Origin of the sequence: Prescottella equi, assembly GCF_020171745.1 — a bacterium.
In the GTDB taxonomy this organism is placed as follows: Bacteria; Actinomycetota; Actinomycetes; order Mycobacteriales; family Mycobacteriaceae; genus Prescottella; species Prescottella equi_A.
The window spans coordinates 1-23,392 of the sequence record NZ_JAIVAH010000013.1; the positions used below are offsets into that span (position 1 = coordinate 1).

The 23,392-nt window shown below is 65.5% G+C and carries 22 protein-coding genes and 3 tRNA genes; 24 read left to right on the plus strand and 1 reads right to left on the minus strand.

Features of this window, described 5'->3' with window-relative positions; all coding sequences use genetic code 11:
* Nucleotides 1–247: 247 nt before the first annotated feature.
* The 10 genes from LCL87_RS10235 (at nucleotide 248) to rplA (ending at nucleotide 4,684) form a co-directional block, all read left to right on the plus strand.
* Nucleotides 248–320 (plus strand) — tRNA-Thr (locus LCL87_RS10235).
* Nucleotides 321–365: 45 nt separating this feature from the next.
* A tRNA-Met gene (locus LCL87_RS10240) sits at nucleotides 366–438 on the plus strand.
* 63 nt (nucleotides 439–501) lie between these two features.
* On the plus strand, nucleotides 502–669 hold the full coding sequence (gene rpmG / locus LCL87_RS10245; protein ID WP_003941903.1) for a 50S ribosomal protein L33: 168 nt from the start codon (nucleotides 502–504) through the stop codon (nucleotides 667–669).
* Between the two features lie 150 nt (nucleotides 670–819).
* Entirely contained in the window at nucleotides 820–1,305 is a 486-nt protein-coding gene (gene hadA, locus LCL87_RS10250) for a (3R)-hydroxyacyl-ACP dehydratase subunit HadA (protein ID WP_237692034.1), read from the plus strand.
* Nucleotides 1,292–1,717 carry a (3R)-hydroxyacyl-ACP dehydratase subunit HadB gene (hadB, locus tag LCL87_RS10255; RefSeq protein WP_005518222.1) on the plus strand — a complete coding sequence of 142 codons (426 nt, stop codon included), beginning with the start codon at nucleotides 1,292–1,294 and terminating at the stop codon, nucleotides 1,715–1,717. The genes hadA and hadB overlap by 14 nt, the downstream gene beginning before the upstream one ends.
* 163 nt (nucleotides 1,718–1,880) lie before the next feature.
* Nucleotides 1,881–1,953 (plus strand) — tRNA-Trp (locus LCL87_RS10260).
* A 30-nt stretch (nucleotides 1,954–1,983) separates the two neighbouring features.
* Nucleotides 1,984–2,472, plus strand: a complete 489-nt coding sequence (gene secE, locus LCL87_RS10265) for a preprotein translocase subunit SecE (RefSeq protein WP_225019285.1) — start codon at nucleotides 1,984–1,986, stop codon at nucleotides 2,470–2,472.
* Between the two features lie 60 nt (nucleotides 2,473–2,532).
* Nucleotides 2,533–3,330 carry a transcription termination/antitermination protein NusG gene (gene nusG / locus LCL87_RS10270; RefSeq protein WP_225019286.1) on the plus strand — a complete coding sequence of 266 codons (798 nt, stop codon included), beginning with the start codon at nucleotides 2,533–2,535 and terminating at the stop codon, nucleotides 3,328–3,330.
* A 77-nt stretch (nucleotides 3,331–3,407) separates the two neighbouring features.
* Complete coding sequence (rplK, locus tag LCL87_RS10275) at nucleotides 3,408–3,842, plus strand: 50S ribosomal protein L11 (RefSeq protein ID WP_225019287.1); 435 nt, start codon at nucleotides 3,408–3,410, stop codon at nucleotides 3,840–3,842.
* 128 nt (nucleotides 3,843–3,970) lie between these two features.
* The gene (gene rplA / locus LCL87_RS10280) at nucleotides 3,971–4,684 is read left to right on the plus strand and encodes a 50S ribosomal protein L1 (RefSeq protein WP_225019288.1); all 714 of its coding nucleotides are present in this window, start codon (nucleotides 3,971–3,973) and stop codon (nucleotides 4,682–4,684) included.
* A gap of 80 nt (nucleotides 4,685–4,764) precedes the next feature.
* On the opposite strand, the gene LCL87_RS10285 is transcribed toward rplA, so the two are convergent.
* Nucleotides 4,765–6,378 (minus strand): MFS transporter, encoded by a 1,614-nt coding sequence (locus tag LCL87_RS10285; protein WP_225019290.1) that lies wholly within the window; start codon nucleotides 6,376–6,378, stop codon nucleotides 4,765–4,767.
* Between the two features lie 416 nt (nucleotides 6,379–6,794).
* On the opposite strand from LCL87_RS10285, the gene rplJ reads away from it, so the two are divergent.
* The 14 genes from rplJ (at nucleotide 6,795) to rpoB (ending at nucleotide 23,287) form a co-directional block, all read left to right on the plus strand.
* The gene (gene rplJ, locus LCL87_RS10290) at nucleotides 6,795–7,352 is read left to right on the plus strand and encodes a 50S ribosomal protein L10 (protein ID WP_225019291.1); all 558 of its coding nucleotides are present in this window, start codon (nucleotides 6,795–6,797) and stop codon (nucleotides 7,350–7,352) included.
* 84 nt (nucleotides 7,353–7,436) lie between these two features.
* Complete coding sequence (gene rplL, locus LCL87_RS10295; protein WP_225019293.1) at nucleotides 7,437–7,823, plus strand: 50S ribosomal protein L7/L12; 387 nt, start codon at nucleotides 7,437–7,439, stop codon at nucleotides 7,821–7,823.
* Between the two features lie 230 nt (nucleotides 7,824–8,053).
* Entirely contained in the window at nucleotides 8,054–9,103 is a 1,050-nt protein-coding gene (locus LCL87_RS10300; RefSeq protein WP_237692017.1) for an ATP-binding cassette domain-containing protein, read from the plus strand.
* Between the two features lie 11 nt (nucleotides 9,104–9,114).
* Nucleotides 9,115–9,909 carry an MlaE family ABC transporter permease gene (locus tag LCL87_RS10305; RefSeq protein ID WP_005518234.1) on the plus strand — a complete coding sequence of 265 codons (795 nt, stop codon included), beginning with the start codon at nucleotides 9,115–9,117 and terminating at the stop codon, nucleotides 9,907–9,909.
* 4 nt (nucleotides 9,910–9,913) lie between these two features.
* Nucleotides 9,914–10,774: an ABC transporter permease gene (locus tag LCL87_RS10310; RefSeq protein WP_225019297.1), complete on the plus strand. Its 861-nt coding sequence runs from the start codon at nucleotides 9,914–9,916 to the stop codon at nucleotides 10,772–10,774.
* Complete coding sequence (locus LCL87_RS10315) at nucleotides 10,771–12,102, plus strand: MCE family protein (RefSeq protein WP_225019299.1); 1,332 nt, start codon at nucleotides 10,771–10,773, stop codon at nucleotides 12,100–12,102. Before LCL87_RS10310 ends, LCL87_RS10315 begins: the two co-directional genes overlap by 4 nt.
* A gap of 8 nt (nucleotides 12,103–12,110) precedes the next feature.
* A complete protein-coding gene (locus LCL87_RS10320; protein WP_225019968.1) occupies nucleotides 12,111–13,178 on the plus strand; it encodes an MlaD family protein in 1,068 nt (355 codons plus the stop codon).
* Nucleotides 13,175–14,170: an MCE family protein gene (locus LCL87_RS10325; protein ID WP_225019301.1), complete on the plus strand. Its 996-nt coding sequence runs from the start codon at nucleotides 13,175–13,177 to the stop codon at nucleotides 14,168–14,170. Before LCL87_RS10320 ends, LCL87_RS10325 begins: the two co-directional genes overlap by 4 nt.
* Nucleotide 14,171: 1 nt before the next feature.
* Entirely contained in the window at nucleotides 14,172–15,419 is a 1,248-nt protein-coding gene (locus LCL87_RS10330; RefSeq protein ID WP_225019302.1) for an MCE family protein, read from the plus strand.
* Nucleotides 15,420–15,430: 11 nt separating this feature from the next.
* A complete protein-coding gene (locus LCL87_RS10335) occupies nucleotides 15,431–16,660 on the plus strand; it encodes an MCE family protein (RefSeq protein ID WP_225019970.1) in 1,230 nt (409 codons plus the stop codon).
* Nucleotides 16,660–17,910, plus strand: a complete 1,251-nt coding sequence (locus LCL87_RS10340) for an MCE family protein (RefSeq protein WP_225019304.1) — start codon at nucleotides 16,660–16,662, stop codon at nucleotides 17,908–17,910. The genes LCL87_RS10335 and LCL87_RS10340 overlap by 1 nt, the downstream gene beginning before the upstream one ends.
* Nucleotides 17,911–17,950: 40 nt before the next feature.
* Complete coding sequence (locus LCL87_RS10345; protein ID WP_225019306.1) at nucleotides 17,951–18,571, plus strand: mammalian cell entry protein; 621 nt, start codon at nucleotides 17,951–17,953, stop codon at nucleotides 18,569–18,571.
* A 69-nt stretch (nucleotides 18,572–18,640) separates the two neighbouring features.
* Nucleotides 18,641–19,390, plus strand: coding sequence for a mammalian cell entry protein (locus tag LCL87_RS10350; protein ID WP_225019308.1), 750 nt, complete (start codon nucleotides 18,641–18,643; stop codon nucleotides 19,388–19,390).
* 390 nt (nucleotides 19,391–19,780) lie between these two features.
* Nucleotides 19,781–23,287 carry a DNA-directed RNA polymerase subunit beta gene (gene rpoB, locus LCL87_RS10355; protein ID WP_225019310.1) on the plus strand — a complete coding sequence of 1,169 codons (3,507 nt, stop codon included), beginning with the start codon at nucleotides 19,781–19,783 and terminating at the stop codon, nucleotides 23,285–23,287.
* The last annotated feature ends 105 nt before the right edge of the window (nucleotides 23,288–23,392 follow it).

The following is a 23,392-nucleotide window of genomic DNA, read 5'->3' on the forward strand; positions in this document are numbered from 1 at the left end:
CGCGCGACCGGGTCGCGCGCCACCACCTTCGGCACCCGGCTGCTCCCGGAATCCGCAATCGCGCAGGTCATCGAGGTCGTCCGTCGACTCGACCAGGTCGACGACGTCGCGCGATCGTTTCCGCTCCTCTTGCGCAGCGCGGCTGAACGCCCGCTTTACGCGGTCTGACCTGCCAATTTGTGTCTGGAGCGAAGGTCTGTGTAATCTTCTGGAGGCTTCAGCGCGCAGAGATGTGCGGGACAGCCACGCCCCCTTAGCTCAGTCGGCAGAGCGTTTCCATGGTAAGGAAAAGGTCGACGGTTCGATTCCGTCAGGGGGCTCGCTGGATTGTGGTGTCGCCAGATTCGCGCGACACTCGACACCGAGGCGGTGTAGCTCAGTTGGTAGAGCAAACGACTCATAATCGTTGTGTCGCCGGTTCAAGTCCGGCCATCGCTACACAAGACGAATGATCCACCCTGATCTATTTCTGATCAGATTCACGCGAAAGAAGGCGTCCCCGTGGCCTCCTCGACTGACGTTCGGCCGAAGATCACCTTGGCCTGTGAGGTGTGCAAGCACCGTAACTACATCACCAAGAAGAACCGCCGCAACGACCCCGATCGCCTCGAGCTGAAGAAGTTCTGCCCGAACTGCGGAACCCACCAGTCGCACCGCGAGTCCAAGTAAGTTTCTCGGAGTCGGCGCTCGCGCGTTAGGTTCACTGTCAGACTGCCCTAACGAGGATTGCGTCCACAGGGCAGGCAGGTAATCGCTGTGACAGAGACAGTCGTGAGAGAGACCGAGGTGATCTCCGACCCCGCCGCGCACGCGGCCTCGATGGTCGGACATCACTACCGTGTCACCGATTTCTACGAGATCGGCCGGGAGAAGGTCCGTGAGTACGCTCGCGCGGTACTCGACGACCACCCCGCTCATCACGACGAGGAGGCGGCGAAGGGCCTCGGCTACGACGGCCTCATCGCCCCTCCGACCTTTGTCTCGATCGTAGGCATGCTGGCTCAGCGCAAGCTGTTCGAAGAGGTCGTGACCGGTTACGACCTCAGTCAGATCATGCAGACCGATCAGCGGCTCGTTTTCCACAGGCCGCTGAAAGCTGGCGATCGGTTGATCTGCGACGTGTATCTGGAATCGTTTCGCCAGGCCGCGGGCAGTGACATCATCGTCACCAAGAACGTCATCACGGACGTGAACGGCGAACTGGTCCAAACCACCTGGACCACGCTCGTTGCACGTTCCGGTGGTGAGGTGGACGAGAACATCGCACACGCGGTCAAGGATGTGATGATGCATGTCGCTCCGTAGGTTCGAGGACGTCGCCGTGGGCGACGAACTGCCCGAGCGCGTCGTCACCCTGACCCGTGGAAATCTCGTCAACTACGCCGGCGTGTCGGGCGATCCCAACCCGATCCACTGGAGCGACCATGTGGCCCGACTGGCCGGCTTGCCGGACGTCGTCGCGCACGGCATGCTCACGATGGGTCTCGGTGGCGGGTTCGTCTCGTCCTGGCTCGGCGATCCGGGTGCGGTGACCGAATACAACGTTCGGTTCACCAGTCCGGTGTATGTGGCGGCCGACAAGGCTGCCGAAGTGGAGTTCACCGGCAAGATCAAGTCGGTGGACGCCGAAAGCAAGACCGCAGTAGTCGCGATCGTGGCGCGATCCGAGGGACGTAAGATCTTCGGACGGGCTACCGCAACGGTCCGTTTGGCCTGAGTGTCGGACGGATTGGGTTTGTTCCGGGGCTTTGAAGTACACTAGAGTTTCTGGGGTTACTCAGGCGCTGCGCGCTGCCTTACGGTGCTGTTGCAACAGCCCACGGGGTGGCGCGCATGTCATGTAAACCTAGATAGGTCGACCAGTTCGATCGGTCGTCCAAAGGGGCGTAGCTCAATTGGCAGAGCAGCGGTCTCCAAAACCGCAGGTTGCAGGTTCAAGTCCTGTCGCCCCTGCACCCGGACTGGCTACTGAGAGGAACGACGGTGAGCGACGAGCGCAACGACGGCACTCCTGGGTCTACGGACCCCGGCGCCGTCAGCGAATCCGAAGCCGGCGCGAGCTCTCGCCCCGCGGCCGGATCCGATCAGAACGGATCCCAGGCTGCGGAATCTGCAGAGTCCGCTGGTGCCGTTCCCTCGGGTAAGCCCAGTGGCAAGCGTGCCGCGCGCCGCAGCTCCACTGATGAGCAGCCCGCAAAGAAGGCAGTCGCCGCCTCCTCCGTGAAGTCACCGGAGTCGAAGCCCGTCGCGAAGACCTCCAAGGCAGACAAGCCCCGCGCGGAGAACATCTTCAAGCGGATTCGCCGCTTCCTGCGTGAAGTTGTTGCCGAACTGCGCAAGGTCATCTGGCCCAATCGCAAGCAGATGATCACGTACACCAGTGTCGTGCTCGTGTTCGTCGCCTTCATGGTGACCTTCATCAGCCTCCTCGACGTGGGGTTCGGCAAGGGCATTTCCTGGTTGTTCGGCTAGCCGGGAACGTCCGTCGGCGTTTCCCGAACGATGTGATTGACGAGAGGAAGAGTGCCTCCAGTGAGCACCCCCGAGAACGACTCTGACGAGGCCATGGCCGAGGAGCGTGTTTCGGCCGAGGCGGTTACCGAAGACGGTGTGGCTGCCGACGAGGCGGTTGTCGAGGACGACGCTGCCGTCGAGCAGGCCGAGGACGGTGTCGTGGCGGAGGAGGCTCCCGAGGTCGCCGAGGAAGAGGTCGATCCCGTAGCGGAGTTCAAGGCCGCGCTGCGTCGTGCCCCCGGTGACTGGTACGTCATCCACTCCTACGCCGGTTACGAGAACAAGGTCAAGACCAATCTCGAGACCCGTGTCCAGAACCTGGACGTCGGCGACTACATCTTCCAGGTGGAGGTTCCCACCGAAGAGGTCACCGAGATCAAGAACGGCCAGCGCAAGCAGGTCAACCGCAAGGTGCTGCCGGGTTACATCCTGGTCCGCATGGAGCTCAACGACGAGTCGTGGGGCGCGGTCCGGAACACCCCCGGTGTCACCGGTTTCGTCGGTGCCACCTCGCGCCCGTCGCCGCTGACCCTCAACGAGGTCGTGAAGTTCCTGATGCCGCAGCAGGGCCAGAAGAAGTCGGCCACCGCTGCAGCAGGAGCGGGCGAGGCAGCCGTCGCGGCCGTGTCCAAGCCGGTCATCGAGGTCGACTTCGAGGTCGGCGAGTCGGTGACGGTCATGGACGGCCCGTTCGCGACCCTGCCGGCCAGTATCAGCGAGGTCAACGCCGAGCAGCAGAAGCTCAAGGTGCTGGTCTCGATCTTCGGTCGTGAGACCCCGGTCGAGCTGTCGTTCAACCAGGTCCAGAAGATCTAGCGGTCCCCGAACCGGGTACCCACACAAACTTGCACGCAGTACGCAAGAAACACACCCAGTAAGAACAAGGAACGAAGATGCCCCCCAAGAAGAAGAAGCTCGCAGGGCTCATCAAGCTTCAGATCCAGGCTGGTCAGGCCAACCCTGCCCCGCCCGTGGGTCCGGCGCTCGGTCAGCACGGCGTCAACATCATGGAGTTCTGCAAGGCTTACAACGCGGCGACTGAGTCCCAGCGCGGCAACGTGATCCCTGTCGAGATCTCCGTCTACGAAGACCGGACTTTCGACTTCAAGCTGAAGACCCCGCCGGCCGCCAAGCTGCTGCTGAAGGCTGCTGGTGTCCAGAAGGGCTCCGGCGAGCCGCACAAGACCAAGGTTGCGTCCGTGACCATGGATCAGGTGCGCGAGATCGCGAAGACCAAGCAGGAAGACCTCAACGCGAACGACATCGACGCGGCCGCGAAGATCATCGCCGGCACCGCGCGTTCGATGGGTATCACCGTCGAGGGCTGAGCGAAGCGATGCCCTGCACTGACACTGCAGGGTTGATCCTCCCAGTGGGAGGGCCTGCCAGGCCCGTAACCACAACTGAACCATTCACCCGGGCCGAACACCCAGGGTGAGAAGTAAGGACAGAAGAAATGGCAAAGCGCAGCAAGGCGTACCTCGCCGCCGCTGAGAAGATCGACGCGGACAAGCTCTACAGCCCCCTGCAGGCTGCGAAGCTGGCCAAGGAGACCTCGTCGAGCAAGATGGACGCGACCGTCGAGGTTGCCGTCCGTCTGGGCGTCGACCCCCGCAAGGCGGACCAGATGGTTCGTGGCACGGTCAACCTGCCGCACGGCACCGGTAAGACCGCCCGCGTCGTCGTCTTCGCCGTCGGCGAGAAGGCCGCCGAGGCCGAGGCTGCCGGTGCGGACGCCGTGGGCTCCGAGGACCTGATCGAGCGCATCCAGGGCGGTTGGACCGACTTCGACGCCGCGATCGCTACCCCGGATCAGATGGCCAAGGTCGGCCGCATCGCCCGCGTCCTCGGACCGCGTGGCCTGATGCCGAACCCGAAGACCGGCACCGTTACGCCGGACGTCGCCAAGGCTGTCGCCGACATCAAGGGCGGCAAGATCAACTTCCGCGTCGACAAGCAGGCCAACCTGCACTTCGTGATCGGCAAGGCATCGTTCGACGACGCCAAGCTGGTCGAGAACTACGGTGCGGCGCTGGACGAGATCCTCCGTGCGAAGCCGTCGTCGGCAAAGGGCCGCTACGTCAAGAAGGTCACGGTTTCGACCACCACCGGACCGGGCATCCCGGTGGATCCGAACCGTACCCGCAACCTCCTCGAGGACGGCGAGTAAGTCGCGACACCTCGCGACCTGATCGACATCGAAGGCCGGCACAGAGTTCTCTCTGTGCCGGCCTTCGGCGTTCTCGGGAGTTACGCCCGGTCCTGAAGCTCCGGAGTTCGCCACGCGAGCATCGTCGCGCGGCCCTCCGCCGGCGCCCACGGCAGGAAGATCGCGACGGCGACCGCGCACAGCAGCACCGCACCCGTCGCGAGGAGCGAGGCCGCGTGCGCGCCCTGCAGGACGGCGATCTTCATCGTGGTGATCAGTTGCTCACGCTGGGGTTCGAGCATCGTGGGGATGTCCCGATTCCGGATCTCGAGGACGCTGAGGATCGTGGATCGCGCGAAGCTCTTCTCGTCGTCGTTCATCAGCGATGCCGGAACGCTGTCGATGACCGGAGCGACCTTGCCGACGTAGTACGACGCCACGATCGATCCGAGGACGGCCACGCCCAGTGTGCCGCCCACTTCCCGGGTCGTGTCGTTGACGGCCGAGCCTGCGCCGGCCTCGTCGAGCGGCAGTGAGGACATGATCGACTCGGTCGCCGGGCCCTGGACGATCGCCAACCCGAGCGCCATCGACACCATCGCGGGCAGGACGTCGACGAGATAGCTGCTGTCGACGTCGACCAGACCGCCGAGGTACAGGCCGACACCGGTCAGCAGTAGACCGAAGACGAGGACCGCCGTGGTCCCGATCCGTTGGGCGAGCAGGGTCGCGATCGGGGCGCCCACCGCGACCGAGATCGCGAACGGCAGCGATGCGATGCCGAACTGGAGGGGCGTGTACTCGCGCACCCCCTGGAAGTACTGGGTGATGAGGAAGAGGAACCCGAACATCGAGAAGTAGGCGACGGCGATCGCGAGGGCCGGCAGTGAGAATCGGCGGACCCGGAACAGACGCATATCGAGGATCGGCGACTCGACACGGAGTTGCCAGAGCACGAAGCCCCCGAGCGCGACGAGCGAGACCGCGGCGGTTCCCAGCGTGACGGGGGAGAGCCAGCCATGGCGAGGCGCCTCGATGATGGACCACACCAGTCCGGTGATACCGACGACGGACATCACGATGCCGACCTTGTCGAGACGGCCGGTCGATTCCGACTTCGACTCGGGAACCAGCACAAGTGTCGCGACGAGCGCGACGAGCGCGACCGGGACGTTTATCCAGAACACCGCGTGCCACGAGAAGTGCTCGAGGAGCCAGCCACCCGAGATGGGGCCGATCGCGATCGCGAATCCGGCCATCGCCGTCCACGCAGCGATGGCGAGCGCCTTCTCCCTGGCATCGGTGAAGATATTGATGATCAGGGCGAGCGTCGCCGGGAACACGGCGGCAGCGAAGACACCCATCGCGGCGCGGGCCGCGATCACCTGGCCCAGTGAGTCGGCACACGCGCCGACGACGGACATCACTGCGACCCCGACGAGACCGATCGTCATGACGCGGCGACGACCGTACCGGTCGCCGAGGTTGCCGCAGGCCAGCAGTAGTCCGGCGAAGGTGAGCGTGTAGGCGTCGACCACCCACTGGAGGCCACTGACGTCGGTACGCAACTGGACCCCGATCGACGGTAGGGCCACGTTGACGATCGTGTTGTCGAGAACGACGAGGAGCTCTGCCAGGCAGATCACCGCCAGGGCGAGAAATCTGCGCCGGCGTCCGAGCGCGGAGCCGGTGACAGCGGGTGTCGTGAGTGTCATGGCCGTAACCTAACTCACTATCTGTGACTCGAGGTTACGTTCAAAAGTGCGCCGTCGGGCACATTCCGATCAGGATGTGAGCCGCAACACAAAGCGGGTGGATCCGGTCGATCTGCTTTGCGTCCTGCGCGGCGCTTCGTTACTCTGGCCGATGGAGTTCGGTGCTAGATGCGAATTCCGCCCCGAAACATGTTCTACCAAAGACCGTTGGTCACCGAGATCAGTATTGAGATCGGTTGAAGGTCCGGGATTGCCCGGCGGCCCACGCAGGAGGACGAGGTGGGGGATGTTTGTCTGCGCCCGACTCCGGTCGGATGGATGGATCTCCTCGTGTACGCCCCGTGTGCCCTGCACCGGGGCGTTTTGCATGTCACGGCCCGAAGTGGAACAACGACTGTCACGAGAGGAGGCGAAGTATGGCAAAGCCTGAGAAGGTTTCTGCAGTTGCAGAGATCACCGAGCAGTTCAAGGACTCGACCGCCGCCGTGATCACGGAATACCGTGGTCTGTCGGTCACGAGTCTGACGCAGCTGCGACGCGCTCTCGGAGAGGGTGCCACCTACTCCGTCGCCAAGAACACCCTGGTCAAGCGTGCCGCCGCTGAGGCGGGCGTCGAGGGACTTGACGACCTGTTCGTCGGACCGACCGCCATTGCATTCATCAAGGGCGAGCCGGTCGACGCTGCGAAGGCCATCAAGGCCTTCGCGAAGGACAACAAGGCACTCGTCATCAAGGGCGGGTACATGGACGGCGCTGCGCTGTCCGTGGATCAGGTCAACCAGATCGCGGACCTCGAGTCCCGCGAGATCCTGTTGGCCAAGCTCGCCGGCGCGATGAAGGGCAACTTGGCAAAGGCCGCTGGCCTGTTCAATGCTCCCGCTTCGCAGGTGGCCCGTCTGGCCGCCGCGCTGCAGGAGAAGAAGGCTGCGGAGGGTGGGGCCGTCGAGGCTCCCGCCGACGCCGCTGCCGAATAGCTGATCCGCACCTGCGCATCACAACCATCACCACCTGTCCGGTCGCGGATCGGCGACACAGGACTTAAGAGGAAGGACGCCACCATGGCGAAGCTCACCACCGAAGAGTTGCTGGACCAGTTCAAGGAGCTCACCCTGCTCGAGCTCTCGGAGTTCGTGAAGGCGTTCGAGGAGACCTTCGAGGTCACCGCTGCTGCTCCGGTCGCCGTCGCTGCTGCGGGCGCCCCGGCTGCCGCTGCCGACGCTGCTGAGGAGCAGGACGAGTTCGACGTCATCCTCGAGTCGGCCGGCGACAAGAAGATCCAGGTCATCAAGGTCGTCCGTGAGGTCGTCTCGGGCCTGGGCCTGAAGGAAGCCAAGGACCTCGTCGAGGGTGCTCCGAAGGCGATCCTGGAGAAGGTTGCCAAGGACGCGGCCGACGCCGCCAAGGAGAAGCTCGAGGCTGCCGGCGCGAAGATCACCGTCAAGTAAGACGAGTATTTGCGCTGCTTCCTGCGAAGCATCGAGAAAGAGGGCCGTTCCCGTTGGGGGCGGCCCTCTTTCGTTGCCGGAAGCGAGGTTCGGTGAATCGTGATCACAGGGTTGTGATCCTTACTTACCCGTGAGTAGGATTTGGTGTCACGGATAACACTTCGATGCGATAGAGTGACGCAACCCACAGTGGATCGCGCGGTGGGGGGACGTTCCTTACGCAGGAGGTAATGGTGGGAGTCGAGGTAGCAGTCGAAGGGCTCACAAAGTCTTTCGGCTCTCAGAAGATCTGGCAGGACGTGTCTCTCACGTTGCCCGCCGGTGAGGTGAGCGCGCTGCTCGGGCCTTCGGGCACGGGTAAGTCCGTCTTCCTGAAGTCGCTGATCGGTCTGTTGCGCCCGGAGGAGGGCTCGATCGTGATCGACGGCACCGACATCCTCCAATGCTCCTCGCGCGAGCTGTACGAGATTCGCAAGCTGTTCGGTGTGCTCTTCCAGGACGGCGCGCTGTTCGGGTCGATGAACCTGTACGACAACGTGGCCTTCCCGCTGCGTGAGCACACCAAGAAGTCCGAGTCCGAGATTCGCAAGATCGTCATGGAGAAGCTCGAGCTCAACGGCCTGGTCGGGGCCGAGGGCAAGCTTCCCGGCGAGATCTCCGGCGGTATGCGCAAGCGTGCCGGGCTCGCTCGCGCGCTCGTCCTCGACCCGCAGATCATCCTGGTCGACGAGCCGGACTCGGGTCTCGACCCGGTCCGCACCACTTACCTCAGCCAGCTGCTGATCGACATCAACGCGCAGATCGACGCGACGATCCTCATCGTGACGCACAACATCAACCTCGCGCGCACCGTGCCCGACAACCTGGGCATGCTGTTCCGGAAGCAACTCGTCATGTTCGGTCCCCGCGAGGTGCTGCTCACGAGTGACGAGCCGGTCGTGCACCAGTTCCTCAACGGCAGCAAGATCGGTCCGATCGGCATGTCGGAGGAGAAGGACGACGCGCAGATGGCGCACGAGCAGGCCCTCGTCGACGCCGGTCACCACCACGGCGGTACCGACGACGTCTACGGCGTGGTTCCGCAGATGCAGGCCACACCCGGTCTGCCGGTCCGTCAGGCGGTTGCCCGGCGTCAGGCCCGTGTCCGCGAGATCCTGCATACCCTGCCGGTCGAAGCGCAGCAGGGCATCCTTGCAAGCATGAACGACGACGGTGCGACGCAAGTGATCCCGGCATACGACGATGGTGGATTCGAGCAGACCACGTTCGAGCGCGGGTAGGGGACCTGCGTATGGGGGGCACGAGAGCGTCGCTGATGAAGCCTGTCAACGGTGCGCTGACGCAGGCCGGCAACATCGTCCAACTGTTCGTCGACGTGGTTCGCAACACGTTCAAGCGACCGTTCCAGTTCAAGGAATTCATCGAGCAGGCCTGGTTCATCGCGAGCGTGACGATCCTGCCGACCGCGCTCGTCGCGATTCCGTTCGGTGCTGTCGTGTCGCTGCAGACCGGTTCGCTGATCAAGCAGTTGGGTGCCGAGTCGTTCACGGGCGCCGCCAGTGTTCTCGCCGTGATCCAGCAGGGCAGTCCGATCGTGACGGCTCTGCTGATCGCGGGCGCCGCGGGCTCCGCAGTCACCGCCGATCTCGGTTCGCGGACCATCCGCGAGGAGATCGATGCGATGGAAGTGCTCGGCATCAACCCTGTGCAGCGGCTCGTCGTGCCCCGCGTGCTCGCGATGGTGCTGGTCGCGGTGCTCCTCAACGGGCTCGTGTCCGTCGTGGGTATCGCCGGCGGCTACTTCTTCAACGTCATCCTCCAGGGCGGAACCCCCGGCGCCTATCTTGCGTCGTTCTCCGCGCTGGCTCAGCTTCCGGACCTCTATATCGCCGAGGTCAAGGCGGCGATCTTCGGTGTCATCGCCGGTGTGATCGCGGCGTACAAGGGTTTGACGCCCAAGGGGGGACCGAAGGGCGTCGGCGAGGCCGTCAACCAGGCGGTGGTGATCACGTTCCTGGTGCTCTTCTTCGCCAACCTGATCCTGACCATGGTGTATCTCCAGATCGTTCCGGCGAAGGGGGCGTGACCCGATGACGATCGCGAGGGGGCGGGGCGACTATGCCCTGATGCGTGCGCGCCGCTTGGCCCGCAAACCGCTCGACGTGCTCGACAACGCCGGCGAGCAGATGTCGTTCTACTCACGCGCCATCGCCTGGACGCCTCGCACGCTGCGGCGATACCGCAAGGAGATGCTGCGCCTACTCGCCGAGGTCACGTTCGGCAGCGGCGCCCTCGCGGTCATCGGCGGCACCATCGGTGTCATCGTCATGATGTCCGGCTTCACAGGTGTCGTCGTCGGTCTGCAGGGTTTCGCGGCGCTCGACCAGCTGGGCAGTTCCGTCCTCACCGGCTTCCTGTCGGCGTACGTCAACACCCGCGAGATCGCGCCGATCGTCGCCGCGCTGGCGCTCTCGGCCACTGTCGGTTGTGGTTTCACCGCCCAGCTCGGCGCGATGCGGATCTCCGAGGAGATCGACGCGCTCGAGGTGATGGCCGTGCCGAGCGTGCCGTTCCTCGTGACCACCCGCATGATCGCCGGGTTCGTCGCGGTGATTCCGCTCTACATCGTCGGTCTGCTCGCCGCGTACCTCGCGTCCCGTGTCGTCTCGACGGTTTTCAACGGCCAGTCGTCGGGCTCGTACGACCACTACTTCAACCTGTTCCTGCCCCCCGCGGACGTGCTGTGGTCCTTCGGCAAGGTGCTGGTGTTCGCGTTCGTGCTGATCCTCATCCACTGCTACTACGGGTTCCACGCGCGCGGCGGCCCGGCCGGCGTCGGTGTCGCGGTCGGCCACGCGGTGCGCACCGCCATCGTCACCATCGCCGTTCTCGATTTCTTCCTCAGTCTCGCGATCTGGGGGACCACGACGACGGTGCGGGTGGCCGGATGATCGAGTCGCCGTCGAAGCTGCGTCGCAGGGTCCTGGGCGTGGCCTTCTTCCTGGTCCTCGCGTTGTTCCTGGGCGGGACCATCGCCAGCTACAACAAGACGTTCAAGCACGTCGTCAAGGTCGACCTGGTCACCGACACGGTCGGCAACGCGCTGCCGCGCAACGCCGACGTCAAGGTGCGGGGTCTGATCGTCGGCGAGGTGCGCGAGGCGTCGACCTCGAACGGCAAGGTCACCTCCGTCATGGCGATCGACCCCGACAAGGCCGACCTGATTCCGTCCAACACCACGGCCCGGCTGCTGCCGAAGACACTGTTCGGTGAGCGGTACGTCGACCTGGTGATTCCGGAGAACCCGAGCCCCAACCCGATCGAGGCCGGCGGAACCATCTATCAGGACAAGAGCGGCAATGCGATCGAGCTCGGGAAGATGCTCGACGGCCTGCTGCCGCTGTTGCAGGCGATCCCGCCGGAGAGTCTCGCGTCGACGCTCGGCGCGTTGTCGCAGGCGCTCGACGGCCGCGGCGAGCAGCTCGGCGTCACGCTCGACCAGCTCGACACGATCTTCGCCGGCGTCAACACCCGCATGCCCGACCTGCAGGCCGGGCTGCAGAGTTTCGCGACGTTCACCGAGACCTATTCGGACGCGGCGCCGCAGCTCGTGGACGCCCTCGACAGCCTGCGCACCACCAACGCGACGATCGTGCAGGAGCGTCCGTCCATCGACGCGCTCATCACGTCGGTGACGTCCACTGGCTCGAGTACCGCGGATCTGTTGACGACCAACCGGGACTCGCTGATCTCCATCGCGGCCGACTCTCGGGAGGCACTCGAGATTCTGGCGCGGTTCTCCGGGACCTTCGGCTGTACGTTCGCGAACTTCGCGGACGTGACGGCGCGCAGTGGTGCGATCACCGGCGAGAACTCGCCGAACCCGGGCGCGCGCGCCACGATCGAGCTCGTCAATCCGCGCGGACGCTACCTGCCGAACCAGGACGAGCCCCGGCTGATCGATACTCGCGGGCCGCGCTGCTACGAGGCGCCGCCGCTGGGTACCGACATCGGCCAGTACCCGGGCGGAGCCATCCACGACGGGTCGTACCAGGTGCCGACCCGCAACCCCGGTGACCAGAACATTCCCGAGGTCGCGGCGCCCCAGTACGCGGTGACGCCCGCGTCCACCGCGACGCTGGCAGGTTCGCCCATCGAACGCGAGACCCTCGCGGTGGTGTACGGCCAGGCGACGGGGATGGCACCGGAGGACGTGCCGGGCTGGACGACGACGATCGGCGCGCCCGCGCTCCGTGGAAAAGAGGTGAGCGTCAAGTGAAGCGACAGCTGCGAGGGGTGGCTGCGCCGCTCACCAAACTGCTGATCTTCGCGGTCGTGACGATTCTCGCCACGGGCGCACTGGCACTGACGATCGCGAACTCGGGGTCCGGGGGAGGAACCGAGTTCAGCGCCCGATTCACCGACGTGACGTCGCTGAACAAGGGCGACGAGGTACGCATCGCGGGTGTCCGCGTCGGTCAGGTCACGAAGATCGAGATCGTCGACGACCGTGAGGCGCAGGTGAAATTCGCGCTCACCGACCGCGACTGGCTGCCGGCGAGTACGACAGCGACCATCCGCTTCCGCAATCTCGTGGGTCAGCGGTACATCGCGCTCGAACAGGGGACCGGGCAGCAGGGCTTCAAGATGAACGCGGGGGAGACCATCCCCCTCGACCGCACCAAGCCCGCGGTGAACCTCACGACACTGTTCAACGGATTCCGGCCGCTGTTCCAGACCCTCAGCGCCGACGACGTGAACAAGCTGTCGTACCAGATCATCCAGGTGTTCCAGGGGGAGGGCGGCACCATCGAGGAACTTGTGGCCAACACGGCCTCACTGACCAACACGATCGCCGACAAGGACAAGGTGATCGGCGACCTGATCACCAATCTCAACCGGGTCCTCGAGACGGTGAACGAGCGCGACGAGCAGGTCGACCAGCTGATCGTGAACACCGAACGCCTGGTCAGTGGACTGTCCGCCGACCGCGGAGTGATCGGTCAGTCCGTGCAGTCGCTGTCCGACCTGACCACCGCCACCGCGGATCTGCTGGTGCCGACGCGGCCGTCGATCCAGGGGTCGATCGCGGGCCTCAACACCCTGGCCGGGCACGTCAACGAGAGGTCCACGGACGTGAACCAGGTGCTCGCGAACCTGCCGGTGAAGATGGAGAAGCTCGGCCGGGCCGGCAGCTACGGCTCGTGGTTCCAGTTCTACCTGTGCGGCATCGACATCGTCGCCGGGCCGGGCACCGCGCCGCAGCTCAACCTGCCGACGAACCTGCCGACCATCAACCAGCCGATCTACACCAACGCGGCACCCCGCTGCTACGCGGACGGTGAGCAGCCATGACCAAGAGGCGCAATCCCGCGGTCACCGGTGCCCTGGGCATCGTCGTCATCCTGCTCGCGACGATGTCGGCGTTCTTCCTCGACAGCCTCCCGATCATCGGTGCCGGCAATCGGTACACCGCCGAGTTCACCGAGGCGGCCGGACTCAAGCCCGGCAACGAGGTGCGTGTCGCGGGCGTGAAGGTCGGCAAGGTGTCGGGTGTCGATCTCGATGGTGATCGCGTGCTGGTGACGTTCCAGACCAAGGACGCGTGGGTCGGAGACCAGACGACGGCGTCGATCCAGATCAAGACGATCCTCGGCCAGAAGTATCTGGCGCTCGATCCGCGGGGCACCGAGGTCCTGGACCCGGGCACCCGGATCCCGCTGGAGCGGACCACGTCGCCCTACGACGTGATCGATGCGTTCAGCGATGCGGCCACGACTCTCGAGGACATCGACACCACCCAGTTGGCATCGAGCTTCGAGGTGCTGTCCCAGTCCTTCGCCGGCACTCCGGACGAGATCCGCGGTTCGCTCGACGGCGTCGCGCGGCTGTCGGAGACGGTGGCCAAACGCGATCAGGAACTGAAGAAGCTGTTCGAGGCGACGAAGCAGACGTCGCAGATCCTCGCCGATCGCAATGATCAGTTCCAGAAGATCCTCGCGAACGGCGGCCTCCTCCTGGAGGAACTCAACACGCGACAGCAGGCGATCGGGCAACTGCTCACCAGCACCCAGACCCTGTCGCGTGAGCTCACGGGTCTGGTCGCGGACAACGAAGCGCAGATCACTCCGGCGCTCACGCAGCTGCAGGGTGTCATCGACATCCTCAACGCCAACCAGCAGAACGTGAGCAAGTCCCTCGAACTGGCGGCCCCGTTCTACCGGATCTACGCGAACGTGCTCGGCAACGGTCGGTGGTTCGACTCGGTCGTCACCAACCTGACCCCGCCCGGCCTGCCTGAGATTCCCGGCTACCGCGAGCCGCTGCGCACCATGGAGGGGAACTGACATGAGTGAGGCACGGGCAGGCACCCGTAAATGGATCCCGGTGGCGCTGATCGCCGCGATCGCGGTCGTGGCGGTGGGCGTTCTGTGGTGGCTCTTCCAGAACGCCGGCACGACCAGGATCACCGCGTACTTCGACAAGTCGGTCGGCATCTACGAGGGCTCCGACGTGCGGGTCCTCGGTGTCAAGGTCGGCACCGTGAACTCGGTGGTGCCGCAGGGTGATCAGGTCCAGGTCTCGATGACCGTGGATCGCGGCGTCGACATCCCCGCCGACGCGAAGGCCGCCCAGGTCACCCCGTCGGTGGTGTCCGACCGCTACATCCAGCTCACCCCGGTCTACACGGGCGGCGAGAAGATGCCGAGCGACGCAACCATCCCCCGCGAGCGCACGGCGACGCCCGTCGAGGTCGACCAGCTGTATGCGAGCGTGACCGAGTTGTCCGAGGCCCTCGGACCGAACGGCGCGAACAAGGACGGCGCCCTGTCGAATCTGGTCGACACCGCCGCCGCGAACCTGGACGGCAACGGCGATGCGTTGGGCAACACGTTCACGCAACTTTCGGCGGCGGCCCGGACGCTGTCGGATTCCCGCGCCGATATCTTCGACACCGTCAAGAACCTGCAGGTATTCGTCAGCGCTCTCGCGGACAACGACACGCAGGTGCGGCAATTCAACACGCAGCTGGCCGATCTCAGCGGCTACCTGGCGGGGGAGAAGGAGAACCTCGGTCTCGCGCTCAACCAGCTTTCGCTCGCGCTGGGGGATGTGGCCCGGTTCGTCGAGAACAACCGGGAGTTGCTGCAGGGCAACATCGAGGGCCTGACCACGGTCACCCAGACCGTCGCCGACCAGCGGGATTCGCTCGCGGAAGCGTTGGTGACGTTGCCGCTCGCGATCAGCAACCTGGTCAACACCCACGACGCCGAGTCCGGCACGCTGCAGATGCGCGTCGACCTGCCCGATCTGCAGGACCCGTTCGGCCTCGGCTGCAAACTCATCGACATCGCCAAGCTGAAGCCGGGCGATCCGGAGTTCGAGGCACTGGGCCGGCAGATGAAGCCGCTGATCGACAACTGCAAGACGATCACGGACCAGCTGACCGCGGGACAGAAGACCCCGACGCTCAACCTGCCGCTCGGCATCCTGAGCGGTGACAACCTGCAGCGCGACCCGGTTCCCGGGACGGTCCCCGGTACCCCGTCACCGCGGCTCGGCGGCGCAACGCAACTGCAGGGGGGCACGCCGTGAAGTCGACACGAATGAGGACGGCCGCGGTCGCGGCAGGAGTGTGCGTCGTCGCGTTGACGGTCGGCGCGTGCGGTTCGGACGGCATCTACTCGATCCCGCTGCCCGGCGGCGCCGACATCGGCAGTGATCCGATGCGGGTGAAGATCGAGTTCGACGACGTGCTGGACCTGGTGCCGCAGTCGACGGTCAAGGTCGACGGTGTCCCGGTCGGTCGCGTCGAGAACATCTCGGTCGCCGACGACGGCTGGACCGCGCAGGTGGAGACGCTGGTCAACAATTCGGTGGTGCTGCCGGCCAACGCGGTCGCCGAGGTCCAGCAGTCGAACCTGCTCGGCGAGAAGTTCATCGCGATCTCGGCCCCGCCGCAGAACGCGTCGACCGCCCGGTTGGCGAGCGGTGACACGATCCCCGTGGACCGCACCCGACACGCCACCGACATCGAGCAGGTGCTGGGCGCGCTGTCGCTGCTGCTCAACGGTGGCGGTGTCGCGCAATTGCAGCCGATCGTGTCCGAGTTGGAGCTGGCGCTCGACGGTCGCGAGACGAAGGTCCGCGGGCTGCTCGAACAGGCGAACACGCTGATCGCCGGTCTCGATGAGCAGCGCGACTCGATCACCCGGGCCCTCGACGGACTGGACACGCTCAGTGGCCGGGTGTCCGACCAGACGGCGAAGCTCGAGAAGATCCTCGACGAGCTGCCCGAGGGCGTGGAGATCCTGTCCGAGCAGCGGCCGCAGTTGGTGCAGATGCTCGGCCAGGTCGATCGGCTCGGACAGGTGGGCGCGGACGTGATCAACCGGTCCAAGGACGATCTGATCGCCGATCTGCGGGCCCTGCGTCCGACGCTGCAGGAACTCGGTGCGGCGACGCCCGACCTCATCACGTCGGCGCCGTTGGTTCCGACGTTCCCGTTCCCGGACTCGATCATCCCGTCCATCCACGGCGGCCAGGCCAACGTGTTCCTGTCGATCGATCTGCAGATCGGCGACACCCTGTCGAACCTGGGTGTGGGCAAGCCCGACCCGGTGTACTACCCGCCGAAGTACGGCCCGCCGGTTCCGGTGAACCCGGACAACCCGTACTACAACGGCAACGGTCCGCGACCGGGTTGGCCGACGGTGTCGATCCTGCCGATCCCTCCGATCGTGCCCAATCCGGTTCCCGCGCCGGGCACCGCGCCGGTGTCGGCGCCGGTCAACCCGTTCGACGCTGTCCTGAAGCAGTTGGGGGTGGGTGAGTAATGGTCTCGCGTCTGGCCAAGTGGCAGCTGGTGGCGTTCGTCGTCGTCGCGGTGCTCGGCATCGGATACGTCGGTGCCAAATACGTCCGGCTCGACACGTTGCTGGGTTTCGGTGAGTTCCAGGTGGACGCGAAGTTCGCGCACTCCGGCGGAATCTTCACCAACGCCGAGGTGACGTACCGGGGCGTGCCCGTCGGGCGGGTCGGTGACCTCACGCTGACCGAGGACGGCGTATCGGTCGCACTCATGATCGACGACGGCGCCCCCGCGATTCCGGCGTCGGCGAAGGCCGTAGTGGCCAACCGGTCGGCGATCGGTGAGCAGTACGTGGACCTGCAGCCGGATACCGACCAGGGGCCGTTCCTGACGGACGGGTCGGTGATCCTCGAGAAGAACACCGCGACGCCGATCCCGGTGGAGGATCTGATCGGCAGCGTCGACCGTCTGGCGCGCTCGGTGCCGACGGACTCGTTGCACACGACGGTCGTGGAACTCGGCAAGGCGTTCGCCGGCAAGGGCGGCGATCTGCAGGTGCTGGTCGATTCCCTGGGCCGGTTCACCGACACCGCGAACGAGGCGCTGCCGGAGACGCTCGCGCTGATCAGCGACGGCCGGACCGTCCTCGACACCCAGGCCGAACAGTCGGGTGCGATCCGCACGTTCAGCGACGGCCTGGACCAGATCGCGGCGCAGCTGAAGTCGAGTGATCCCGATGTCCGACGCCTGATCGGCACCGGCAAGGATGCGACCGACACCGTCGGCAAGCTCGTCACGAACAGTGGTGACGACCTCACCACGAATCTGACGAACCTGACGACGACGCTGACGACGGTGTCGCCCACCTTCATCGCTTTGCAGCCGATCTTCCAGTTCCTGCCGGCGCTGTCGGCGGGCGCGTCGGCGGTGGCGCCGAACGACGGAACGATCCATTTCGGCCTCGTCCTCGAGACCAACAACCCGGTGCCCTGTACGCAGGGTTACGAGGGCACGCAGGAGATCCTCGCGCGGATGAAGGCGGAGAACCCGAACTTCGACGACACGGTCGACGACTTCCCGTTCAACCCGAATGTGGCGTGCACCGTCCCGCAGGGCAACCCCACCGGTGTGCGCAGCGCCGATCGCATCATCTACGCCGATCCGGAGACCCCGCAGCCGTGGGACAGCACACCCAAGACAGACCCGGACAAGCTGAACCTGAACCCCATCGCGACGCAGATCGCGACGCTGATGGGCGTCGTGCCGGTCCGGTAGCGTTCGGCAAGCATTCGTTACCCGAGAGTAAGGTTGCCGTGTGACGGACACCACCACCAAGAACAACAACACCCTGGTCGCGGCCACGGTTGCGGTGAGCGCGCTCCTCGTCGGTGCGCTCGTGGCGGGGGTGTGGTTCGGCTACGGATGGGCGCACGCCGCGCTGTCCGACAAGCCCGCCGCCGAGGCCCGGGAGTCGGCGCTGTCCGACGCCCGTCAGGCAGCCATCAATCTCAACTCGTTCGACGCCGCGAACCTCGACAAGTCGTTCGCCGACATCGAGTCGTCCATCACCGGTGGCCTGGTCGACGATCTGAGCGCGACCCGCGACCAGCTCGCGCAGCAGACTCAGCAGACCGGTGCGCGCAGCGAGTCGGAGGTGCTGGGGGCGTCGTTGACCTCGCTGAACACCGACGACGGTGTCGCCGACGCGATCGTCGTCCTCGCGACCACCACGTCCTGGCCCAATCAGACATCGCGCAAGGTGCGGGTCACGATGCGCCTGACGATGGAGGAGGGCGACGACGGGGTGTGGCGGGCATCCAAGTCCGTCAACCTCGGCAACGCTGCCGTGCTCGAGGAGTCGCCTGCGGCCCCGGCACCTGCACAGGATCCCGCGGCACCCGCTCCGGCTCCCGAGCCGGACACCGGCGGCCGGTAGTCGCCCCAAATCTCTCTGCACATCCCGGGCGGAAGCGATCGAACCGCCCGCCGGAAGGAGTTCCGCGTCATGCCTCCCATTCGCCGTAACGCCAAGCCTGCGTCGTCCGGACGGCGCCCGAAGATCGCCGGTGCCGGCGGCGGGCGCCCGGCGAGCGAGGTTCGACCGACCGCGGTCGACGCCGTGTCGGACCTCGACGGTGCGACGGCGGTCGGGGTCGCGGTCGTCGACGAGGTCCGTCCGAAGGTGGCGGGGGTGTCGCTGGCGAAGCCGGGCGTGTCGCCGACGCCGGGGGAGGACGAACCCGGCGCCGGTGCATCGCGGTTCGGTGGCCCGAAGTGGCGGCTCGTGGCCGTCCTCGGGGCGGCGGCTGTCGTGCTCGCAGTATTCGCGGTGATCGCGGCCTTCAAGCCGGGTGCGGAGGTCGCGAACACCGCGTACGTCGATGCGGGCGGCACCGCCGAGGTGACGGAGGCGGCGCGCTCCGCCCTCAACACGCTCTACACCTACAGCCCCGACACGATCGACGCGTATCCCGAGCAGGCCCGCAAGGTGCTCACCGAGAACATGCGTGGGGAGTTCGACAAGACGATCGATCCCACCGTGGCAGCGGTGAAGCAGGGCGGCACGTCCACGACCGTCCAGGTGACCGACGTCGGGGTGAAGGTCCTCGACGGTGACCGGGCCGAATTGATCACGAACGTGACGGTGAGTGCCGAGTCGAACGGGGTCGCTCAGGACAGTGCGTCGGGCCCGTTGATCGTTCGGATGGAAAAAGTGGGCGGCGTGTGGCTATTGTCTGATATCGCGGATCAATAGTCCGGCGTCCCACAGATTCGGTCAGCGCCTCCTGTGGCCGGCGATTCGCATGTACTGCCACCCCCGGACGGTCCGTGATCGAATCACCGGGACCCAGGCTTGACGCGACGATGATCTCGCGTCACTCTATCCGTGAACATTCACGCGTCTCACACGCGCGCAGCACCCCGACGGGTGTCCTTTCTGCTGCCCGACTCGACATCTACTGAGTTTGGGTGTACTTTTGGACGTTGCGCTGGCTGCCTCCTGTCCACCTCTCGACCTCACTGCGGCGAAGTGATTACTTCCTGCTCCTGTGGCGAGGATTCGTTCGGGTTGTGACCAGCGAATTCGCCCCACAGAAGAAGCAGATACAGCGGCGGTCGCACCAGCAAGAGCGGCCCGCGTGAGGTGCTGGAAGGACGCATCTTGGCAGTCTCTAGCCAGACCAAGGCAGTTGCCGGAATCCCCGGAGCCCCCCGAAGGGTTTCGTTCGCGAAGATTCGCGAACCCCTCGAGGTCCCAGGGCTCCTCGATCTACAGACCGATTCGTTCGAATGGTTGGTCGGCTCGCCGAGTTGGCGCGAGCGCGCGGCCGCACGCCGAGACGGAGCGGTGACCGGTGGTCTCGAAGAGATCCTCGCCGAGCTCTCTCCCATCGAGGACTTCTCCGGGTCCATGTCGCTGTCCTTCTCGGACCCGCGCTTCGACGAGGTCAAGGCCTCGGTCGACGAGTGCAAAGACAAGGACATGACCTACGCGGCGCCGTTGTTCGTCACCGCGGAGTTCATCAACAACAACACCGGTGAGATCAAGAGCCAGACGGTCTTCATGGGTGATTTCCCGATGATGACCGACAAGGGCACCTTCATCATCAACGGCACCGAGCGTGTCGTCGTGTCCCAGCTGGTCCGCTCGCCGGGCGTGTACTTCGACGACACCATCGACAAGAGCACCGAGAAGACCCTGCACAGCGTCAAGGTCATCCCGGGCCGCGGTGCGTGGCTCGAGTTCGACGTCGACAAGCGCGACACCGTTGGTGTCCGCATCGACCGCAAGCGCCGCCAGCCGGTCACGACGCTGCTCAAGGCGCTCGGCATGACCGACGAGGAGATCCGCGAGCGGTTCGGCTTCTCGGAGATCATGATGGCCACCCTGGAGAAGGATCCGGCCAAGAACACCGACGAGGCCCTGCTCGACATCTACCGCAAGCTGCGTCCGGGCGAGCCGCCGACCAAGGAGAGCGCGCAGACCCTGCTGGAGAACCTGTTCTTCAAGGACAAGCGCTACGACCTCGCTCGCGTGGGCCGCTACAAGATCAACAAGAAGCTGGGCCTGAACACCGGCCTGCCGATCGAGGCGTCGACCCTCACCGAGGACGACATCGTCACCACGATCGAGTACCTGGTGCGCCTGCACGCCGGCGACACGATGATGACCGCTCCGGGCGGCGTCGAGGTCCCCGTCGAGGTCGACGACATCGACCACTTCGGCAACCGTCGTCTCCGCACGGTGGGCGAGCTCATCCAGAACCAGATCCGCGTGGGCCTGTCCCGCATGGAGCGCGTCGTCCGCGAGCGCATGACGACTCAGGACGTCGAGGCGATCACGCCGCAGACCCTGATCAACATCCGCCCGGTCGTCGCCGCGATCAAGGAGTTCTTCGGAACCTCCCAGCTGTCGCAGTTCATGGACCAGAACAACCCGCTGTCGGGCCTGACCCACAAGCGTCGTCTGTCGGCGCTGGGCCCCGGCGGTCTGTCCCGTGAGCGCGCCGGCCTCGAGGTGCGAGACGTCCACCCGTCGCACTACGGCCGCATGTGCCCGATCGAGACCCCTGAGGGTCCGAACATCGGTCTGATCGGCTCGCTGTCGGTGTACGCGCGGGTCAACCCGTTCGGCTTCATCGAGACCCCGTACCGCAAGGTCGAGAACGGCCAGCTCACCGACCAGGTCGACTACCTGACCGCGGACGAGGAGGACCGCCACGTCGTGGCGCAGGCCAACTCGCCGGTCGACGCGTCGGGCCACTTCACGGAGGAGCGCGTCCTCGTCCGTCGTAAGGGCGGCGAGGTCGAGTTCGTCTCGTCCTCCGACGTCGACTACATGGACGTCTCGCCGCGCCAGATGGTCTCCGTCGCGACCGCGATGATTCCGTTCCTCGAGCACGACGACGCCAACCGTGCCCTCATGGGTGCGAACATGCAGCGTCAGGCGGTTCCGCTGGTTCGCAGCGAGTCCCCGCTGGTCGGTACCGGCATGGAGCTGCGCGCCGCGGTCGACGCCGGCGACGTCATCGTCACCGAGAAGACCGGTGTGGTCGAGGAGGTCTCCTCCGACTACGTGACGGTCATGGCCGACGACGGCAGCCGCACCACGTACCGCCTGCGCAAGTTCGCGCGCTCGAACCAGGGCACGTGCGCCAACCAGCGTCCGATCGTGGACGAGGGACAGCGGGTCGAGTCGGGCCAGGTCCTGGCCGACGGCCCCTGCACCCAGAACGGTGAGATGGCGCTCGGCAAGAACCTGCTCGTGGCGATCATGCCGTGGGAGGGCCACAACTACGAAGACGCGATCATCCTGTCGCAGCGCCTCGTGGAGGAGGACGTCCTCACCTCGATCCACATCGAGGAGCACGAGATCGATGCCCGCGACACCAAGCTCGGTGCCGAGGAGATCACCCGGGACATCCCGAACGTCTCCGACGAGGTGCTGGCCGATCTCGACGAGCGCGGCATCGTCCGCATCGGTGCCGAGGTCCGTGACGGCGACATCCTGGTCGGCAAGGTCACCCCGAAGGGTGAGACCGAGCTGACCCCGGAGGAGCGCCTGCTCCGCGCGATCTTCGGTGAGAAGGCCCGCGAGGTTCGTGACACGTCCCTCAAGGTTCCGCACGGTGAGTCCGGCAAGGTCATCGGCATCCGCGTGTTCTCGCGCGAGGACGACGACGATCTGCCTCCGGGCGTCAACGAGCTGGTTCGCGTCTACGTTGCCCAGAAGCGCAAGATCCAGGACGGCGACAAGCTCGCCGGCCGCCACGGCAACAAGGGCGTCATCGGCAAGATCCTCCCGCAGGAGGACATGCCGTTCCTGCCCGACGGCACCCCGGTCGACATCATCCTGAACACCCACGGTGTTCCGCGTCGTATGAACATCGGCCAGGTTCTCGAGACGCACCTCGGCTGGATCGGCAAGACCGGCTGGAACGTCCAGATCGCGGGCGACGGTTCGCGTCCGGACTGGGCGGCGACGCTGCCCGAGGAGATGCTGTCCGCACCGGCCGACTCGAACATCGCCACCCCGGTGTTCGACGGTGCCAAGGAGGACGAGCTCACCGGTCTGCTCGGTTCGACGCTGCCCAACCGTGACGGCGAGCGCATGGTCGGACCGGACGGCAAGGCGACCCTGTTCGACGGTCGCTCCGGCGAGCCGTTCCCGTACCCGGTGTCGGTCGGCTACATGTACATCATCAAGCTGCACCACCTGGTCGACGACAAGATCCACGCTCGTTCGACCGGTCCGTACTCGATGATCACCCAGCAGCCGCTCGGCGGTAAGGCCCAGTTCGGTGGCCAGCGCTTCGGTGAAATGGAGTGCTGGGCGATGCAGGCGTACGGCGCCGCCTACACCCTGCAGGAGCTGCTCACCATCAAGTCGGACGACGTCGTCGGCCGCGTGAAGGTGTACGAGGCCATCGTCAAGGGCGAGAACATCCCCGAGCCGGGCATCCCCGAGTCCTTCAAGGTTCTCCTCAAGGAGCTCCAGTCGCTCTGCCTCAACGTGGAGGTGCTGTCCTCGGACGGCGCAGCCATCGCGATGGCCGACGGCGACGACGAGGATCTCGAGCGTGCCGCCGCGAACCTGGGCATCAACCTGTCCCGGAACGAGGCCGCGACCGTGGACGATCTCGCGAACTAGTTTTCGGTCCCCGGGCCGCGATCCGTCGCGGCCCGGGGGCGCTAGAGCACATTTGAATTGGCAGTCAGGAAAAGCGGATCTCACCCGCTGATCCACAATCCCTCT

What these genes read in the sequence shown, in the direction of transcription:
- LCL87_RS10305 (WP_005518234.1), top strand. Translation starts at nt 9,115, where the DNA reads ATGGGGGGCACGAGAGCGTCGCTGATGAAGCCTGTCAACGGTGCGCTG.
- LCL87_RS10315 (WP_225019299.1), top strand. Translation starts at nt 10,771, where the DNA reads ATGATCGAGTCGCCGTCGAAGCTGCGTCGCAGGGTCCTGGGCGTGGCC.
- rplL (WP_225019293.1), top strand. Translation starts at nt 7,437, where the DNA reads ATGGCGAAGCTCACCACCGAAGAGTTGCTGGACCAGTTCAAGGAGCTC.
- hadA (WP_237692034.1), top strand. Translation starts at nt 820, where the DNA reads ATGGTCGGACATCACTACCGTGTCACCGATTTCTACGAGATCGGCCGG.
- hadB (WP_005518222.1), top strand. Translation starts at nt 1,292, where the DNA reads ATGTCGCTCCGTAGGTTCGAGGACGTCGCCGTGGGCGACGAACTGCCC.
- rplA (WP_225019288.1), top strand. Translation starts at nt 3,971, where the DNA reads ATGGCAAAGCGCAGCAAGGCGTACCTCGCCGCCGCTGAGAAGATCGAC.
- LCL87_RS10310 (WP_225019297.1), top strand. Translation starts at nt 9,914, where the DNA reads ATGACGATCGCGAGGGGGCGGGGCGACTATGCCCTGATGCGTGCGCGC.
- LCL87_RS10350 (WP_225019308.1), top strand. Translation starts at nt 18,641, where the DNA reads ATGCCTCCCATTCGCCGTAACGCCAAGCCTGCGTCGTCCGGACGGCGC.
- LCL87_RS10335 (WP_225019970.1), top strand. Translation starts at nt 15,431, where the DNA reads ATGAGGACGGCCGCGGTCGCGGCAGGAGTGTGCGTCGTCGCGTTGACG.
- LCL87_RS10330 (WP_225019302.1), top strand. Translation starts at nt 14,172, where the DNA reads ATGAGTGAGGCACGGGCAGGCACCCGTAAATGGATCCCGGTGGCGCTG.
- LCL87_RS10325 (WP_225019301.1), top strand. Translation starts at nt 13,175, where the DNA reads ATGACCAAGAGGCGCAATCCCGCGGTCACCGGTGCCCTGGGCATCGTC.
- rplJ (WP_225019291.1), top strand. Translation starts at nt 6,795, where the DNA reads ATGGCAAAGCCTGAGAAGGTTTCTGCAGTTGCAGAGATCACCGAGCAG.
- LCL87_RS10285 (WP_225019290.1), bottom strand. Translation starts at nt 6,378, where the DNA reads ATGACACTCACGACACCCGCTGTCACCGGCTCCGCGCTCGGACGCCGG.
- LCL87_RS10340 (WP_225019304.1), top strand. Translation starts at nt 16,660, where the DNA reads ATGGTCTCGCGTCTGGCCAAGTGGCAGCTGGTGGCGTTCGTCGTCGTC.
- LCL87_RS10300 (WP_237692017.1), top strand. Translation starts at nt 8,054, where the DNA reads ATGGTGGGAGTCGAGGTAGCAGTCGAAGGGCTCACAAAGTCTTTCGGC.
- rplK (WP_225019287.1), top strand. Translation starts at nt 3,408, where the DNA reads ATGCCCCCCAAGAAGAAGAAGCTCGCAGGGCTCATCAAGCTTCAGATC.